This is a genomic window from Pseudomonas paracarnis, from assembly GCF_904063055.1.
Classification (GTDB): domain Bacteria; phylum Pseudomonadota; class Gammaproteobacteria; order Pseudomonadales; family Pseudomonadaceae; genus Aquipseudomonas; species Aquipseudomonas paracarnis.
In genome coordinates this window covers 219,272-232,309 of the sequence record NZ_CAJFCN010000002.1, presented here as the reverse complement: position 1 = coordinate 232,309, position 13,038 = coordinate 219,272, and the positions used below count along the sequence as shown (strand labels likewise).

Here is a 13,038-nt window from a genome sequence, read left to right as displayed (position 1 = left end):
AGCCATTTCACGGCTGGCCGTAGTCGCGGGCGCCAAACAGCGCGGTACCGATCCGCACCCAGGTGGCGCCTTGGGCAATGGCCGACTCAAGGTCGTGGCTCATGCCCATGGAAAGTGTGTCCAGCGCCAGGTTCAAGCTGGCTTGCAGGTCGCGCACCGTGGCAAACGCCGCATCCTGCTCTGCCCGATCTTCAGTCGGCTCGGGAATCGCCATCAAGCCCCGCAGCTTCAAGCGCGGCAGGGCGCTGATCGCCGTGGCCAGGGCCGGCAGGTCGGCGGGTGTGCAGCCGGACTTGCTGGCTTCGCCACTGACATTGACCTGAATGCAGATATTGAGCGGCGGCAGGTCGGCCGGGCGTTGTTCGGACAGGCGTTGTGCGATTTTCAGGCGGTCCACGGAATGCACCCAAGCGAAGTGCTCGGCGATGGCGCGAGTCTTGTTCGATTGAATGGGGCCGATGAAGTGCCAACTCAAGGGCAGGTCGGTTAATTCCGCCTGTTTGCCCAGGGCTTCCTGCAGGTAGTTTTCACCAAAGTCGCGCAGCCCGGCGGCATAGGCTTCGCGCACTGCCTGCGCGGGTTTGGTCTTGCTCACGGCCAGCAGGTGGATGCTGCTTGCGTCACGTTGCACGGCGTCGGCTGCGGCGCGGATGCGCTGGCTAACCAGGCCGATGTTGTCTGCTATCGTCGACATTCAAGATGCGCCCGTGGATATGGAGTCCGCGGCATTCTACTGGAAATGGAAAGCCCTATGGATATCACGCAATTGCTGACGGCCAGCGTAAGCCGAGGCGCCTCAGACCTGCATCTGTCAGCCGGCCTGGCACCGATGCTGCGCATTGATGGCGAGGTTTGGCCGCTGGATGGGCCAGCGCTGGACGCTACCCAAGTGGTCGACTTATTGAGCCCGTTGCTGAATAAACATCAACAAAAGGATTTCGAAACATCTCTTGAAACGGATTTTGCCTTCGAATTGCCAGGCGTCGCCCGGTTCCGGGCGAACGTGTTCCGCCAGGATCGCGGCGTGGGTGCAGTGTTCCGGGCTATTGCGACTGAGGTCCAGAGCCTGGAGGCGCTGGGATTGGGCGAGGTGTTCCAGCGTATCGCCCGCCTTCCTCGCGGCCTGGTGCTGGTGACCGGGCCCACCGGTTCTGGCAAGTCCACGACCCTGGCGGCGATGATCGACGACCTCAACCGGCATCGACGCCAGCATATCCTCACGCTGGAAGACCCCATCGAGTTTATCCACAGGCCGAAACTGGCGCTGGTCAACCAGCGCCAGGTGCATCGTGACACCCACAGTTTCTCGGTGGCCCTGCGTTCAGCCCTGCGAGAAGACCCGGATGTGATCCTGGTGGGTGAATTGCGCGATCTGGAAACCATCCGCCTTGCGCTGACGGCGGCAGAGACCGGGCACCTGGTGTTCGGCACTCTGCACACCTCGTCGGCGGCAAAGACGATAGACCGGCTGGTGGACGTCTTCCCGGCCGGGGAAAAGGCCATGGTCCGCTCGATGCTGTCGGAGTCGTTGCAGGCGGTGGTCTCTCAGGTGTTGGTGAAGAAGGTGGGCGGTGGGCGTGTGGCCGCCCATGAAATCATGCTGGGTACGCCGGCGATTCGTAACTTGATCCGTGAGGACAAGGTGGCGCAGATGGTTTCGGCAATTCAGACCGGTGGGGCGTTGGGGATGAAGACCCTGGATATGAGTTTGAAGGCGTTGGTGGGCGCGGGCCTGGTCAGTCGGGAAGAGGCGCGGGAGAAGGCGAGGGTGCCGGCAGATATCTAAAACGCACAGATACACAATGTGGGAGCTGGCTTGCCTGCGATAGCGGACTGTCAGGCACTCTCTCTGCCAACTGACACACCGTCATCGCAGGCAAGCCAGCTCCCACATTTGATTGCATTTCAAAGGGGGAGCTTCAGTGGTGCCTGGCTTAGCGCTGCACGATCCGCAGGTTGCTGTTCTGCTCTTTAGGCAGTACCCGCTTGGCAATCACGTAGTTCTTGTCCCAGAACGGCTTTTTCAGCGTGTCGATGCTCACCGACTTGCCACGGCGCGGTGCGTGAATAAAGCGGTCATTGCCCAGGTAGATGGCAACGTGGTTCACCTGGCGGCTCTTCAACTTGAAGAACAACAGATCGCCCGGCTTCAGGTCTTTGCGGTCAACCTTCAACCCATGGCCGGCCGCCATGGCGTTGGAGGTGCGTGGCAGGTCCACCGCTTTTACATCGTTAAATGCATATTTCACCAGCCCGCTGCAGTCGAACCCTTTACTTGGGCTGCTGCCGCCCCAACGATAAGGTGTACCGAGCACGTTGACGGCACGGCTCAAGACGTTGCTGCTTTGCTTGGTGTTCACGGCCAGCTGGGTGGAAAGCACTTTGCCGTGGGCCTTGCTCAGTTGAGTCGGGCGGCTGACGGTCGGCTTTGCCGCTTTGGCAGTGCTGGGCGTGCTATGGACTTTAGGGGTGAAACCGTTAACGTTCGGAAGTCGTTGCTCACGATTGGTGGCGTGGGCGGCCAGTGGCATTAATAGGCAAATGGTTAGCCATGTCTTGAAAAATGGTCGCATTAGGCGTGGCTCTTATGGGTTTGCGCGCAACTTTATAACAGCTTTTTGTGCTGTTCTCAGGCCGTTTGTCGACTGAACCTTGGGGTCAAATTCAGGAAAAACGCGACGATTCGCCGCAATTGTCCTACACAAGGCAGGCGGTACAAGGCTTTGAGGGCAGGAAGATACCATTTACCGTACGTCGGGCGCCCGTAAAAAAGTCACAAAGAAAATGAAAAAATTTATCTATCGACGCAAAAGAGGTCCTTCATGAACACCTATCAACAGGTTGGTCAGCAGCACGACACCCACAGTAAGGCGATTGGTTACCTACTGTGGATTTTCGGTTTTACCGGGGCTCATCGCTTCTATTACGGCAAGCCGGTGACCGGTACGATCTGGTTTTTCACCTTTGGCTTGCTGGGTATTGGCTGGCTGATCGACTTGTTCCTGATCCCGGCCATGGACCGTGAAGCCGACCTGCGTTTTACCGCTGGGCCCATTGAATACAACGTGGCCTGGATTCTGTTGGCATTCCTGGGCGTGTTTGGTGTGCACCGTATGTATCAGGGCAAATGGATCACCGGCCTGATCTACCTGCTGACCGGTGGTTTGTTCTTGGTTGGGGTGCTGTATGACTTCTGGACGCTGAACACGCAGATCTCGATCCGCAATGCCGAGCGCAACAGCGGCCGCTGAGCACTGATCGTTCCCACGCAGAGCGTGGGAACGAGCTTGCGCGTCAAGCCTGGTAGCTGATCCGCCCATCCATCAAGGTGTACCGCACCGTCGCCGGCAGGCTGTGGCCGATGAACGGGCAGTTTTCGCCCTTGGACAACCAACGCTCACCAGCCACCGTCGAGCTTGCCAGGTCGAACAGCACCAGGTCCGCCGGTGAACCCACCGCCAACTGGCCCGCTGGCAAGCGCAGGGCTTCGGCCGGGCCGGCGCTCAGGCGCGACAGTAGTGTCGGCAGGTCCAGCAAGCCGTCTTCTACAAGCGTCATCGCCAGTGGCAACAACAACTCCACGCTGCTGATGCCCGGCTCGGTCGCGCCAAACGGTGCCAGCTTGGCGTCTCGCTCGTGAGGTTGGTGATGGCTGGAAATCGCCGACACCACACCCGACTTCACCGCCGCACGCAAACCGTCACGGTCTGCCTTGGTGCGCAGCGGGGGCTGTACGTGGTAAAGGCTGGAGAAGTCGATCAGCGCCTCATCCGTCAGGATCAGCTGGTACAGGGCGACATCCGCAGTTACCCGCAAGCCACGGGCCTGGGCCTGGGCGATCAGAGCCACGCCCCGGGCGCTGGTCAACTGGCTGAAATGCGCACGCACGCCGCTTTGTTCCACCAGCAACAGGTCACGGGCGAGGGCCACGGTTTCTGCGGTTTCCGGAATGCCCGGCAGGCCGAGGAAGCTCGCCACTGCGCCTTCATGGGCCAGGCCGCCTTCGGCCAGGTCGTGGTCTTGGGAATGGAAGATCACCGTCAAGTCGAACGTGGCCGCGTATTCCAGGGCGCGGCACAAGGTGCGCGTGCTGCGAAAGCTTTCTAGGCCATTGCCGAAGGCCACGCAACCGGCGTCACGCAGGGCGATCAATTCGGCGAGTTGTTCGCCATCCAGGCCCTTGCTCAAGGCGCCAATGGGAAACACTTTGCAATTGCCGGCTTCGCGGGCGCGGTCGAGGATCAGCTCGGTCACAGCAGAAGTGTCCAGTACCGGCTTGGTATTGGGCGGGCAACACAGGCTGGTCACGCCACCGGCTGCCGCGGCCTGGGTTTCGCTGGCGATGTTGCCTTTGCGACTGTAGCCCGGTTCACGCAGGGCGACATTCAAGTCCACCAGCCCAGGTGCGGCCACCAGGCCCTTGGCGTCAATGCTCTGGCCGGCGTTGAAGCCGGCGGGGGCGGCGCCGATGGCGACGATCTTGCCGGCGTCCAGGTGTAGATCGGTAACTTGGTCCAGGCCGCTGGCCGGGTCGATGACTCGGGCGCCGAGAATGCTGAGCTTCACTGGGCCTGCTCCTGCTCGAATTGACGTTGCGCGGTTTGTCCGCTCATGGCCATGGACAGCACGGCCATGCGCACGGCGATGCCGTAGGTCACTTGGTTGAGAATCACCGATTGTGGGCCGTCGGCCACCGCCGACTCAATTTCCACGCCGCGGTTGATTGGCCCCGGGTGCATCACGATGGCATCCGGCTTGGCCTTGGCCAGGCGTGCGGTGGTCAGGCCGAACAGGCGGTAGAACTCACCTTCGCTGGGCAACAAGCCCCCGGCCATGCGCTCGCGTTGCAGGCGCAGCATGATCACCACGTCCACATCCTTGAGGCCTTCGGCCATGTCGGTGTAGACCTTCACGCCATACTGTTCGATGCCGATGGGCAATAGGGTCTTGGGCGCGATCACGCGGATATCCGGGCAACCCAGGGCCTTGAGAGCCAGCATGTTCGAACGTGCCACCCGCGAATGCAGGATGTCGCCGACGATGGCTACCGAGAGGTTTTCAAAGCTGCCCTTGTGCCGACGAATGGTGAGCATGTCGAGCATGCCCTGGGTCGGGTGCGCGTGACGGCCGTCGCCGCCATTGATGATCGCCACGTTCGGGCACACATGCTCGGCGATGAAATGCGCAGCGCCGGAGTCGCCGTGGCGTACCACGAACATGTCGGCGGCCATGGCTTCCAGGTTGCGCAAGGTATCGAGCAGGGTTTCGCCCTTGCTCGCCGACGAGGTGGACACGTTCAGCGTGATCACATCGGCCGACAGCCGCTGGGCCGCCAGTTCAAAGGTGGTGCGGGTGCGGGTGGAGTTTTCGAAGAACACGTTGCAGATGGTTTTGCCGCGCAACAGCGGGACTTTCTTCACTGCCCGGCCACCGACTTCCAGGAACGAGTCGGCGGTGTCGAGGATTTCGGTGAGCAGTTCGCGGGGCAAACCGTCGAGGGACAAGAAGTGTTGCAACTGGCCCTGAGCATTGAGCTGCAGCGGGCGCTTGGCATCTAGAGGCGTCATCGCGGGGACTCTTTACAAGGCGGTTTAAAGGGCAAGGTCTTGCAGTTCGAGTTCGAGCGGCGTAGGACCGGACAATTTTACCCGCTGCTGGGGTGCAAGCGACAGGGTTGCACCCACGACGTCCGGGCTGATCGGCAGTTCGCCAGCATCCAGGTCCAGCAGGCACACCAGGGTCACGCTGGCAGGGCGGCCATAGTCGAACAATTCGTTCATGGCGGCGCGGATGGTGCGGCCGCTCATCAGCACGTCGTCGATCAATACCAGGTGCTGGCCTTCGATCTCGAAGGGCAGGGCCGATGGGCGCACTTGTGGATGCAGGCCGTTCTGGCTGAAGTCGTCGCGGTAGAAGGACACGTCCAGGGTGCCCAGAGGCGAATCGCTGCCCAGTGCTTCCAGCAATGCCTGGGCTACCCACACGCCACCGGTGCGTATGCCGATAAAACGCGGTTCGCTGATGGCACGGTGTTCCAGGTGCGCCTTGAGGCGTATCGCCATCTGGCTGATCAGTTCGGCAGGGTTCGGCAAGCTCATAGTGGCTCCTTATCAAGTGTGTAGGAGCGAGCTTGCTCGCGAAAAACTCATGGGCACCGCGTTCATCCAGCCTTCTCGCGGTATCGTTAACGTTCTTCGCGGGCAAGCCCGCTCCTACAGGATCGCGGCGGGTCAGGATTCAAATAAAGCGGTGTTTTCATCCAGCCAGCCCTGCAACAGCAAGGCCGCGGCGATAGCGTCTACCGGGTTGTCGCGGTAACTGCCCTTTTGCCCGCCACGGTCGCGGCGCTCTCCCTTGGCTTCGAAGGTGGTGAGGCGTTCGTCGTGGGTATAGAAGGGCAGGTTGTAGCGGCCATTGAGGCGGCGCGCGAACTTCTCGGCGCGCAGGCACATGTCACTGGGGGTGCCATCCATGTTCAGGGGCAGGCCGACCACCACTGCGTCAGGCTTCCACTCTTTAATCAGGGCTTCGACCTGGTTCCAGTCCGGCACGCCGTTCTGGGCCTTGAGGGTGCACAGTTCGCGGGCCTGGCCGGTGATGACCTGGCCAACCGCTACGCCGATCTGTTTGGTGCCGTAGTCAAAACCGAGGATCAGACGCAAGGCCATCAGGCGTGCCCCGCCTGGCTGGTCAGCAGGCTGAGGTTGACCCGCAGCTTGGCTGCTGCCGCTTCCAGGCGCAATTCGCTGGCGGTGTTGAACAAAATGTCAGCGTCGAACGGGCAGGTCAGCCAGGCATTGCTGGCCAGTTCGGCCTCCAGTTGCCCGGCTTCCCAACCGGCGTAGCCCAGGGTGATCACACTCTGCTCGGGGCCGATGCCGTCGGCGATGGCGAACAGCACATCCTGGGATGTGGACAGTGACACCCCATCAAGGTCTACCGTGGCCTGGAACGTCGGCCCGGTGGGGTGCAGTACAAAACCGCGATCGGTCTGCACCGGCCCGCCGAAGTAGATCGGTACGCCCTGGCAGCGCGCTGGCGGGTCGATTTCCGGGCGCAGTTGCTCAAGGATATCGGCCAGGTTCAGCTCCTGCGGGCGGTTGACCACCAACCCCATGGCACCATTGGCCGTGTGCTCGACGATGTAGGTCAAGGTCTGCGCAAAGTTCGGGTCGGCCATATGGGGCATGGCGATCAGGAATTGGTGCTTGAGGTAAGTCGGGCTGACGTTTTTCATGTCCGCTAGTGTGGCGTTGGAGGGACGAACTGACAAGTGCGGGCGCGAGCCTGGTCGCTGATCGTTCCCATGCTTTGCGTCGGAATGCATCCCGGGGCGCTCCGCGTCCCAAGAGCAGACGCAGAGCGTCCATGGCGGCATTCCCACGCGGAGCGTGGGAACGATCTGTGCGATCAGTTGCTGGACAACCGGTCGCCCTTGGCGAACCGCCAGGTGCGGATGATTTCCAGGCGGTCCACGTCGTTCAAGTCGCCGCTGAACGGCGCAAAGGGCGCGGCCAGGCGCACGATGCGTTGCGCGGCCTGGTCCAGCAGCGGCTGGCCGGAGGACTCCAGCACCTGCACTTCATACAGCGAGCCGTCACGGTTGATCGACACCAGCAAGCGCAAGTTGCCATAAATCTGCTGGCGCCGTGCCTCGTCCGGGTAGTTGAGGTTGCCGATGCGTTCGACCTTCTTGCGCCACTCGTCCTTATACCAGGCGCCTTTGTCGCGCATGGTCGAGGCCGCGTTCAGGCGGTAGATGCGCGGGCGCTTGGCATACAGCTGTTGTTCATGGGCCAGTTCGGCTTCGAGGCTGGAAATTTCGTCGGACAGCGTCGAACTGTCGAACGTCGGCGCAGGTTTCACTGGCTCGGGCTTGGGTTCGGTCTTGGCCTTTTCGCGCTGGGTCGGGGCTTTTTGCGGCTTGGGCGCGACGGTGGCTACCGCAGCCTTGGGCGTGGCCTGCTTGACCTCGGGCTTTGGCGCCGGCGGTGGGGTGACCTTCTTGACCTGGTTGTCGTGGAAGGGCGCCACTTCGGTGGTCTTGGGCACGGCTTTCTTGTCGAGGGTGCCGCTGCCTTGCTGGTTTTCCTGGGCGAGAAAGTCAGCCTTTTCGGGCTTCTTTTCGCTCTTGAACGTAGCAAGTGTGATTTCCAGGGTCTTGGTGATCTGCTTGGGTTCCACCAGGGTGAACCCCACGCCCAGGAGCAGGGCGAGGTGAATCAGCGCAGCGAGAAACAGGGTAAAACCGAGACGATCAGCCGGGCGCACGCCGCTATGGGTGAATTCGGGGGGCAGATCGGACGGGAGTGTCATGACAAGAAAACCAACATCGCGCGTTTCACAGGTGGCGCATGATAACGCAATGTTGGTATGTGTCCGGCTGTTCTATGTCACTTGGCTTTTAGCTTGCGCTCAATGGCGGCCATCAGCATTTCGCCGATGTTCGTACCAAATGCATTGTCGATCTCGCGAATACAGGTCGGGCTGGTGACGTTGATTTCAGTGAGGTTCTCACCAATTACGTCCAGTCCGACAAACAGCAGGCCTTTTTCCCGCAGGGTCGGACCGACTTGAGCGGCGATCCAGCGGTCCTTGTCCGACAACGGCCGCGCTTCACCGCGACCACCGGCGGCCAGGTTGCCACGGGTCTCGCCGGCTGCCGGGATGCGCGCCAGGCAGTAATCCACCGGCTCGCCGTCGATCATCAGGATGCGCTTGTCACCGTCCTTGATCGCCGGCAGGTAGGCCTGGCCCATGATCTGCTGGGTGCCCAGGGCGGTCAGGGTTTCGAGGATCACCGACAGGTTCGGGTCGCCGGCGCGGTGACGGAAGATCGAGGTGCCGCCCATGCCGTCCAGCGGCTTGAGGATCACGTCGCCATGCTTGGCGGCGAATTCACGCAGTACATCGGCGCGGCGGCTGACCACGGTCGGTGGCGTGCACTGCGGGAACAGGGTGGCGAACAGTTTTTCATTACAGTCGCGCAGGCTTTGCGGCTTGTTGACGATCAACACGCCCGCGCGTTCGGCCTGCTCCAGCAGGTAGGTGGAGTACACAAATTCCATGTCGAACGGCGGATCCTTGCGCATCAGGATCACGTCGAGGTCGCTAAGGGGGCTGTCGATTTCGTCAGAAAGCTCGAACCACTTCTCGGGGTTGGCGAACACCTGCAGCGGGCGCATGCGTGCGCGGGCCTCGCCGTCACCCTGGTAAAGGTCGCGCTGCTCCATATAGAACAAGGTCCAGCCGCGGGCCTGGGCGGCCAGGAGCATGGCCAGCGAACTGTCCTTTTTATAGGAAATGCTGGCAATAGGGTCCATGACAATGCCGACGCGAACGCTCATGGGGGATTTCCTCTAGCAAATTGGGGCGCATAAAAGTGGCGTCAGAGTGGCGCTGCGGCTGTTGTGGGTCAAGGAAAAACCACTGGGTGGGTGCCTCGATAGATTGCGCTTGGAGACTGTGCTAAAAAGGCTGGCACGGCGCAGCAGCCCTTGAATTCCAAGGCTTGCGGCGTTCATCCTGTGCAACATCAGGCAGTACACACCGAAAACCGATTCGCTGTGGCGATGGTAGAGCAGATATGGAACAGCATTCCAACGCCTTGAAGGTGATGGTGATCGACGATTCGAAAACGATCCGCCGCACCGCCGAGACGCTGTTGAAGAACATGGGGTGCGAGGTCATCACGGCGATCGACGGTTTCGACGCCCTGGCTCGTATTGTCGATCATCACCCGCACATTATCTTTGTCGACATCATGATGCCGCGCCTGGATGGCTACCAGACCTGCGCCCTGGTGAAGAACAACCCGGCGTTCAAGTCGATCCCGGTGATCATGCTGTCCTCCAAGGACGGCCTGTTCGACAAGGCCAAGGGGCGCATCGTGGGTGTCGATCAATTTTTGACCAAGCCTTTCAGCAAGGAAGAACTGCTGGGGGCGATCAAGGCCTATGTGCCTGGGTTCGCCGCAGTAGAACAAGCACACTGACGCCGCCTCACGAGGGCCGGCGCCGACCAATGTAGCGGGGAAAACCATGGCACGTGTTCTGATCGTCGACGATTCGCCGACTGAAATGTACAAACTCACCGGCATGCTGGAAAAGCATGGCCACCAGGTGCTCAAGGCCGAAAACGGCGCGGACGGCGTGGCCCTGGCCCGCCAGGAAAAGCCCGACGCGGTGCTGATGGATATCGTGATGCCCGGCCTCAACGGCTTCCAGGCCACGCGCCAGTTGTCCAAGGAGCCAGAAACCAACGGTATCCCGATTATCATCATCACCACCAAGGACCAGGAAACCGACAAGATCTGGGGCGCACGCCAGGGCGCCAAGGATTACCTGACCAAGCCAGTGGATGAAGAGACCCTGATTGCCACCCTGAACAAGGTGCTGGCCGGCTAAGGCTTGCGATCATGACCGAGTCGCAAACCGCCTTTGAGCTGTTGCTGGACATCGACCGCCGCTGCCGCTTGCTGGCCGCGGACCTGCCGTCCCAGGAAACGCGCCTGCAACGCTGGAGCGGCATCGCCTTCCGCGTAGGGCCAAACGCCTACGTGGCGCCCATGGGCGAAGTCGCCGAGGTGTTGCATGAGCCGCGCTGCACCTTGATGCCGGGGGTCAAACCCTGGGTCAAGGGCGTGGCCAACCTGCGCGGGCGCTTGCTGCCGGTGATGGACCTGGGCGGTTTCCTGGGCCTTGAGTTGTCCAGGGCGCGCAAGCAACGGCGGGTGCTGGTGGTGGAGTTCAACGACCTGTTTGTCGGGCTGCTGGTAGACGAGGTGGTAGGCATGCAGCATTTCCCATTGGACGCCTGGGTGGCGAGCACCGCCTCGAGCGCCCCGTTTATCCAGGGCCAGTTCGACGGCGAGCCGCAATGGCAAGTCTTCAGCCCCTTCGCCCTGGCCCAGGCCCCTGGCTTCATGGATGTTGCCGCATGAGTACCGCTACCGCGCCCAAACCCCAGGCCGCTTCGCGCAGCCGTTCGCAGATCATCGTGCTGTTTATCGCCTTGATCGTGTTCATCATGTTGCTGTTCGCCAACTTCGCGTACCTCAACACCCAGTCCACCTACGATAAACAGTACATCGGCCACGCCGGTGAGCTGCGCGTGCTGTCCCAGCGCATTGCCAAGAACGCCACCGAGGCCGCTGCCGGGAAAGCGGCGGCGTTCAAGCTGCTGGGCGATGCGCGCAACGATTTTGCCCAGCGCTGGGGTTACCTGAAAAAAGGTGACCCGCAAACTGGCTTGCCGGCGGCGCCCAGTGCGGTGCGCGCCGAAATGCGGGCGGTGCAGACCGACTGGGAGGCGCTGCTCAAAAACACCGACGCCATCCTGGCCAGCGAGCAGACCGTATTGTCGTTGCACCAGGTGGCGGCGACCCTAGCCGAAACCGTGCCGCAACTGCAGATCGAGTCGGAAAAGGTCGTGGATATCCTGCTGCAACGCGGCGCCCCGGCCAGCCAAGTTGCCTTGGCCCAACGCCAGTCGCTGCTGGCCGAACGTATCCTGGGGGCGGTCAACACGGTGCTGGCGGGGGATGAAACCGCCGTGCAGGCCGCCGATGCCTTTGGCCGCGATGCCAACCGTTTTGGCGTGGTGCTCAATGGCATGCTTAACGGCAACCCGGGCCTGCGTATCACCCAGGTCGAAGACCCGGACGCCCGTGCGCGGCTGGCGGACATCGCCGAGCTGTTCGAATTTGTCTCCGGCTCCGTGGATGAAATTCTCGAGACCTCGCCACAGTTGTTCCAGGTGCGCGCCTCGGCGAGCAATATTTTTAACCTGTCGCAAACCTTGCTCGATGAAGCCTCGCACCTGGCCACGGGTTTTGAAAACCTCGCCAGCGGGCGCAGCTTCGACACCATCGGTGGTTACGTGCTGGGCTTGCTGGCGCTGGCCTCGATCATCCTGATCGGCCTGGTCATGGTGCGCGAGACCAACCGCCAACTGCATGAAACCGCGCAGAAGAACGAGCGCAACCAGAACGCGATCATGCGCCTGCTGGATGAAATCGAAGACCTGGCCGACGGCGACCTTACCGTCACCGCCTCGGTCACCGAAGACTTCACTGGCACCATCGCAGACTCCATCAACTATTCCGTGGACCAACTGCGCGACCTGGTCGCCACCATCAACCTCACTGCCGGGCAGGTCGCCGGTGCGGTGCAGGACACCCAGGCCACCGCCATGCACCTGGCCCAGGCATCGGAGCATCAGGCCCAGCAGATTGCCGAAGCGTCCACGGCGATCAACCAGATGGCGCAGTCCATTGACCAGGTATCGGCCAACGCGGCCGAATCCTCGGCGGTAGCTGAACGTTCGGTAGAGATCGCCAACAAAGGCAACGAGGTGGTGCACAACACCATCCACGGCATGGACAACATTCGCGAGCAGATCCAGGACACCGCCAAGCGCATCAAGCGTTTGGGCGAGTCGTCCCAGGAAATTGGCGACATCATCAGCCTGATCGACGATATCGCCGACCAGACCAATATCCTCGCCCTCAATGCCGCGATCCAGGCCAGCATGGCCGGTGACGCCGGGCGCGGTTTTGCGGTGGTGGCCGATGAAGTGCAACGGTTGGCCGAACGCTCCTCGGCGGCCACCCGGCAGATCGAAACCCTGGTGCGCACCATCCAGGCCGACACCAACGAAGCGGTGATCTCCATGGAACAGACCACCACGGAAGTGGTGCGCGGCGCGCGCCTGGCCCAGGACGCCGGGGTGGCGCTGGAAGAGATCGAAGGCGTGTCCAAAACCCTGGCGGCGCTGATCCAGAGTATTTCCAACGCGGCGCAGCAACAGACCTCATCGGCGGGGCAGATTTCCCTGACCATGAACGTGATCCAGCAGATCACCACCCAGACGTCGTCGGGTTCCACCGCCACCGCCGAAAGCATTGGTAACCTGGCGAAGATGGCCAGCCAGTTGCGCAGGTCGGTATCGGGTTTCACCTTGCCGCCGCCCAAGCAGGTCGATGATTGAAATACGACCTGAAGAACACCACAGTCCAACTGTGGGAGCTGGCTTGCC

General features: G+C 61.5%; 15 protein-coding genes. 6 read left to right on the top strand and 9 right to left on the bottom strand.

The genetic code is table 11. The features are described from left to right. Window positions 1-7: 7 nt before the first annotated feature. Complete coding sequence (locus tag JMV15_RS05665; protein ID WP_032894716.1) at window positions 8-694, bottom strand: YggS family pyridoxal phosphate-dependent enzyme; 687 nt, start codon at window positions 692-694, stop codon at window positions 8-10. Window positions 695-751: 57 nt separating this feature from the next. On the opposite strand from JMV15_RS05665, the gene JMV15_RS05660 reads away from it, so the two are divergent. Beyond that, on the top strand, window positions 752-1,786 hold the full coding sequence (locus tag JMV15_RS05660) for a type IV pilus twitching motility protein PilT (RefSeq protein ID WP_014720327.1): 1,035 nt from the start codon (window positions 752-754) through the stop codon (window positions 1,784-1,786). Between the two features lie 148 nt (window positions 1,787-1,934). Here JMV15_RS05660 and JMV15_RS05655 read toward each other — a convergent pair whose 3' ends face one another. After that, complete coding sequence (locus JMV15_RS05655) at window positions 1,935-2,573, bottom strand: C40 family peptidase (protein ID WP_003195078.1); 639 nt, start codon at window positions 2,571-2,573, stop codon at window positions 1,935-1,937. Between the two features lie 249 nt (window positions 2,574-2,822). Between JMV15_RS05655 and JMV15_RS05650 the strand changes: the two genes are divergently transcribed. Then, window positions 2,823-3,251, top strand: coding sequence for an NINE protein (locus JMV15_RS05650; protein WP_003195076.1), 429 nt, complete (start codon window positions 2,823-2,825; stop codon window positions 3,249-3,251). Between the two features lie 43 nt (window positions 3,252-3,294). On the opposite strand, the gene JMV15_RS05645 is transcribed toward JMV15_RS05650, so the two are convergent. From JMV15_RS05645 to gshB, 7 genes are all read right to left on the bottom strand, one after another. Continuing rightward, on the bottom strand, window positions 3,295-4,566 hold the full coding sequence (locus JMV15_RS05645) for a dihydroorotase (protein WP_038451845.1): 1,272 nt from the start codon (window positions 4,564-4,566) through the stop codon (window positions 3,295-3,297). Then, on the bottom strand, window positions 4,563-5,567 hold the full coding sequence (locus JMV15_RS05640) for an aspartate carbamoyltransferase catalytic subunit (protein WP_014720325.1): 1,005 nt from the start codon (window positions 5,565-5,567) through the stop codon (window positions 4,563-4,565). The genes JMV15_RS05645 and JMV15_RS05640 overlap by 4 nt, the downstream gene beginning before the upstream one ends. Before the next feature lie 24 nt (window positions 5,568-5,591). Beyond that, window positions 5,592-6,098 (bottom strand): bifunctional pyr operon transcriptional regulator/uracil phosphoribosyltransferase PyrR, encoded by a 507-nt coding sequence (pyrR, locus tag JMV15_RS05635; RefSeq protein WP_019817751.1) that lies wholly within the window; start codon window positions 6,096-6,098, stop codon window positions 5,592-5,594. 132 nt (window positions 6,099-6,230) lie between these two features. Next, window positions 6,231-6,668, bottom strand: a complete 438-nt coding sequence (ruvX, locus tag JMV15_RS05630; RefSeq protein WP_003195067.1) for a Holliday junction resolvase RuvX — start codon at window positions 6,666-6,668, stop codon at window positions 6,231-6,233. Beyond that, window positions 6,668-7,237, bottom strand: a complete 570-nt coding sequence (locus JMV15_RS05625) for a YqgE/AlgH family protein (protein ID WP_019817750.1) — start codon at window positions 7,235-7,237, stop codon at window positions 6,668-6,670. The genes ruvX and JMV15_RS05625 overlap by 1 nt, the downstream gene beginning before the upstream one ends. Window positions 7,238-7,410: 173 nt before the next feature. After that, complete coding sequence (locus tag JMV15_RS05620; RefSeq protein ID WP_014720322.1) at window positions 7,411-8,316, bottom strand: energy transducer TonB; 906 nt, start codon at window positions 8,314-8,316, stop codon at window positions 7,411-7,413. A gap of 77 nt (window positions 8,317-8,393) precedes the next feature. Then, window positions 8,394-9,347, bottom strand: coding sequence for a glutathione synthase (gene gshB / locus JMV15_RS05615; protein WP_003195061.1), 954 nt, complete (start codon window positions 9,345-9,347; stop codon window positions 8,394-8,396). A gap of 239 nt (window positions 9,348-9,586) precedes the next feature. Here gshB and pilG point away from each other — a divergent pair, with 239 nt between their 5' ends. From pilG to JMV15_RS05595, 4 genes are read left to right on the top strand one after another with little or no spacing between them, the layout of a single operon-like run. Then, a complete protein-coding gene (gene pilG / locus JMV15_RS05610) occupies window positions 9,587-9,994 on the top strand; it encodes a twitching motility response regulator PilG (RefSeq protein WP_014720321.1) in 408 nt (135 codons plus the stop codon). 46 nt (window positions 9,995-10,040) lie between these two features. Continuing rightward, window positions 10,041-10,406 carry a twitching motility response regulator PilH gene (pilH, locus tag JMV15_RS05605; protein WP_014720320.1) on the top strand — a complete coding sequence of 122 codons (366 nt, stop codon included), beginning with the start codon at window positions 10,041-10,043 and terminating at the stop codon, window positions 10,404-10,406. Between the two features lie 11 nt (window positions 10,407-10,417). Then, window positions 10,418-10,942 carry a chemotaxis protein CheW gene (locus JMV15_RS05600; RefSeq protein WP_020301917.1) on the top strand — a complete coding sequence of 175 codons (525 nt, stop codon included), beginning with the start codon at window positions 10,418-10,420 and terminating at the stop codon, window positions 10,940-10,942. After that, window positions 10,939-12,990, top strand: coding sequence for a methyl-accepting chemotaxis protein (locus tag JMV15_RS05595; RefSeq protein WP_020301916.1), 2,052 nt, complete (start codon window positions 10,939-10,941; stop codon window positions 12,988-12,990). The genes JMV15_RS05600 and JMV15_RS05595 overlap by 4 nt, the downstream gene beginning before the upstream one ends. The last annotated feature ends 48 nt before the right edge of the window (window positions 12,991-13,038 follow it).

Bases quoted from the DNA above. Each gene is read 5' to 3' on its own strand.
- JMV15_RS05665 (WP_032894716.1), bottom strand. From the start codon at position 694: ATGTCGACGATAGCAGACAACATCGGCCTGGTTAGCCAGCGCATCCGC.
- JMV15_RS05660 (WP_014720327.1), top strand. From the start codon at position 752: ATGGATATCACGCAATTGCTGACGGCCAGCGTAAGCCGAGGCGCCTCA.
- JMV15_RS05655 (WP_003195078.1), bottom strand. From the start codon at position 2,573: ATGCGACCATTTTTCAAGACATGGCTAACCATTTGCCTATTAATGCCA.
- JMV15_RS05650 (WP_003195076.1), top strand. From the start codon at position 2,823: ATGAACACCTATCAACAGGTTGGTCAGCAGCACGACACCCACAGTAAG.
- JMV15_RS05640 (WP_014720325.1), bottom strand. From the start codon at position 5,567: ATGACGCCTCTAGATGCCAAGCGCCCGCTGCAGCTCAATGCTCAGGGC.
- pyrR (WP_019817751.1), bottom strand. From the start codon at position 6,098: ATGAGCTTGCCGAACCCTGCCGAACTGATCAGCCAGATGGCGATACGC.
- ruvX (WP_003195067.1), bottom strand. From the start codon at position 6,668: ATGGCCTTGCGTCTGATCCTCGGTTTTGACTACGGCACCAAACAGATC.
- JMV15_RS05625 (WP_019817750.1), bottom strand. From the start codon at position 7,237: ATGAAAAACGTCAGCCCGACTTACCTCAAGCACCAATTCCTGATCGCC.
- JMV15_RS05620 (WP_014720322.1), bottom strand. From the start codon at position 8,316: ATGACACTCCCGTCCGATCTGCCCCCCGAATTCACCCATAGCGGCGTG.
- gshB (WP_003195061.1), bottom strand. From the start codon at position 9,347: ATGAGCGTTCGCGTCGGCATTGTCATGGACCCTATTGCCAGCATTTCC.
- pilG (WP_014720321.1), top strand. From the start codon at position 9,587: ATGGAACAGCATTCCAACGCCTTGAAGGTGATGGTGATCGACGATTCG.
- pilH (WP_014720320.1), top strand. From the start codon at position 10,041: ATGGCACGTGTTCTGATCGTCGACGATTCGCCGACTGAAATGTACAAA.
- JMV15_RS05600 (WP_020301917.1), top strand. From the start codon at position 10,418: ATGACCGAGTCGCAAACCGCCTTTGAGCTGTTGCTGGACATCGACCGC.
- JMV15_RS05595 (WP_020301916.1), top strand. From the start codon at position 10,939: ATGAGTACCGCTACCGCGCCCAAACCCCAGGCCGCTTCGCGCAGCCGT.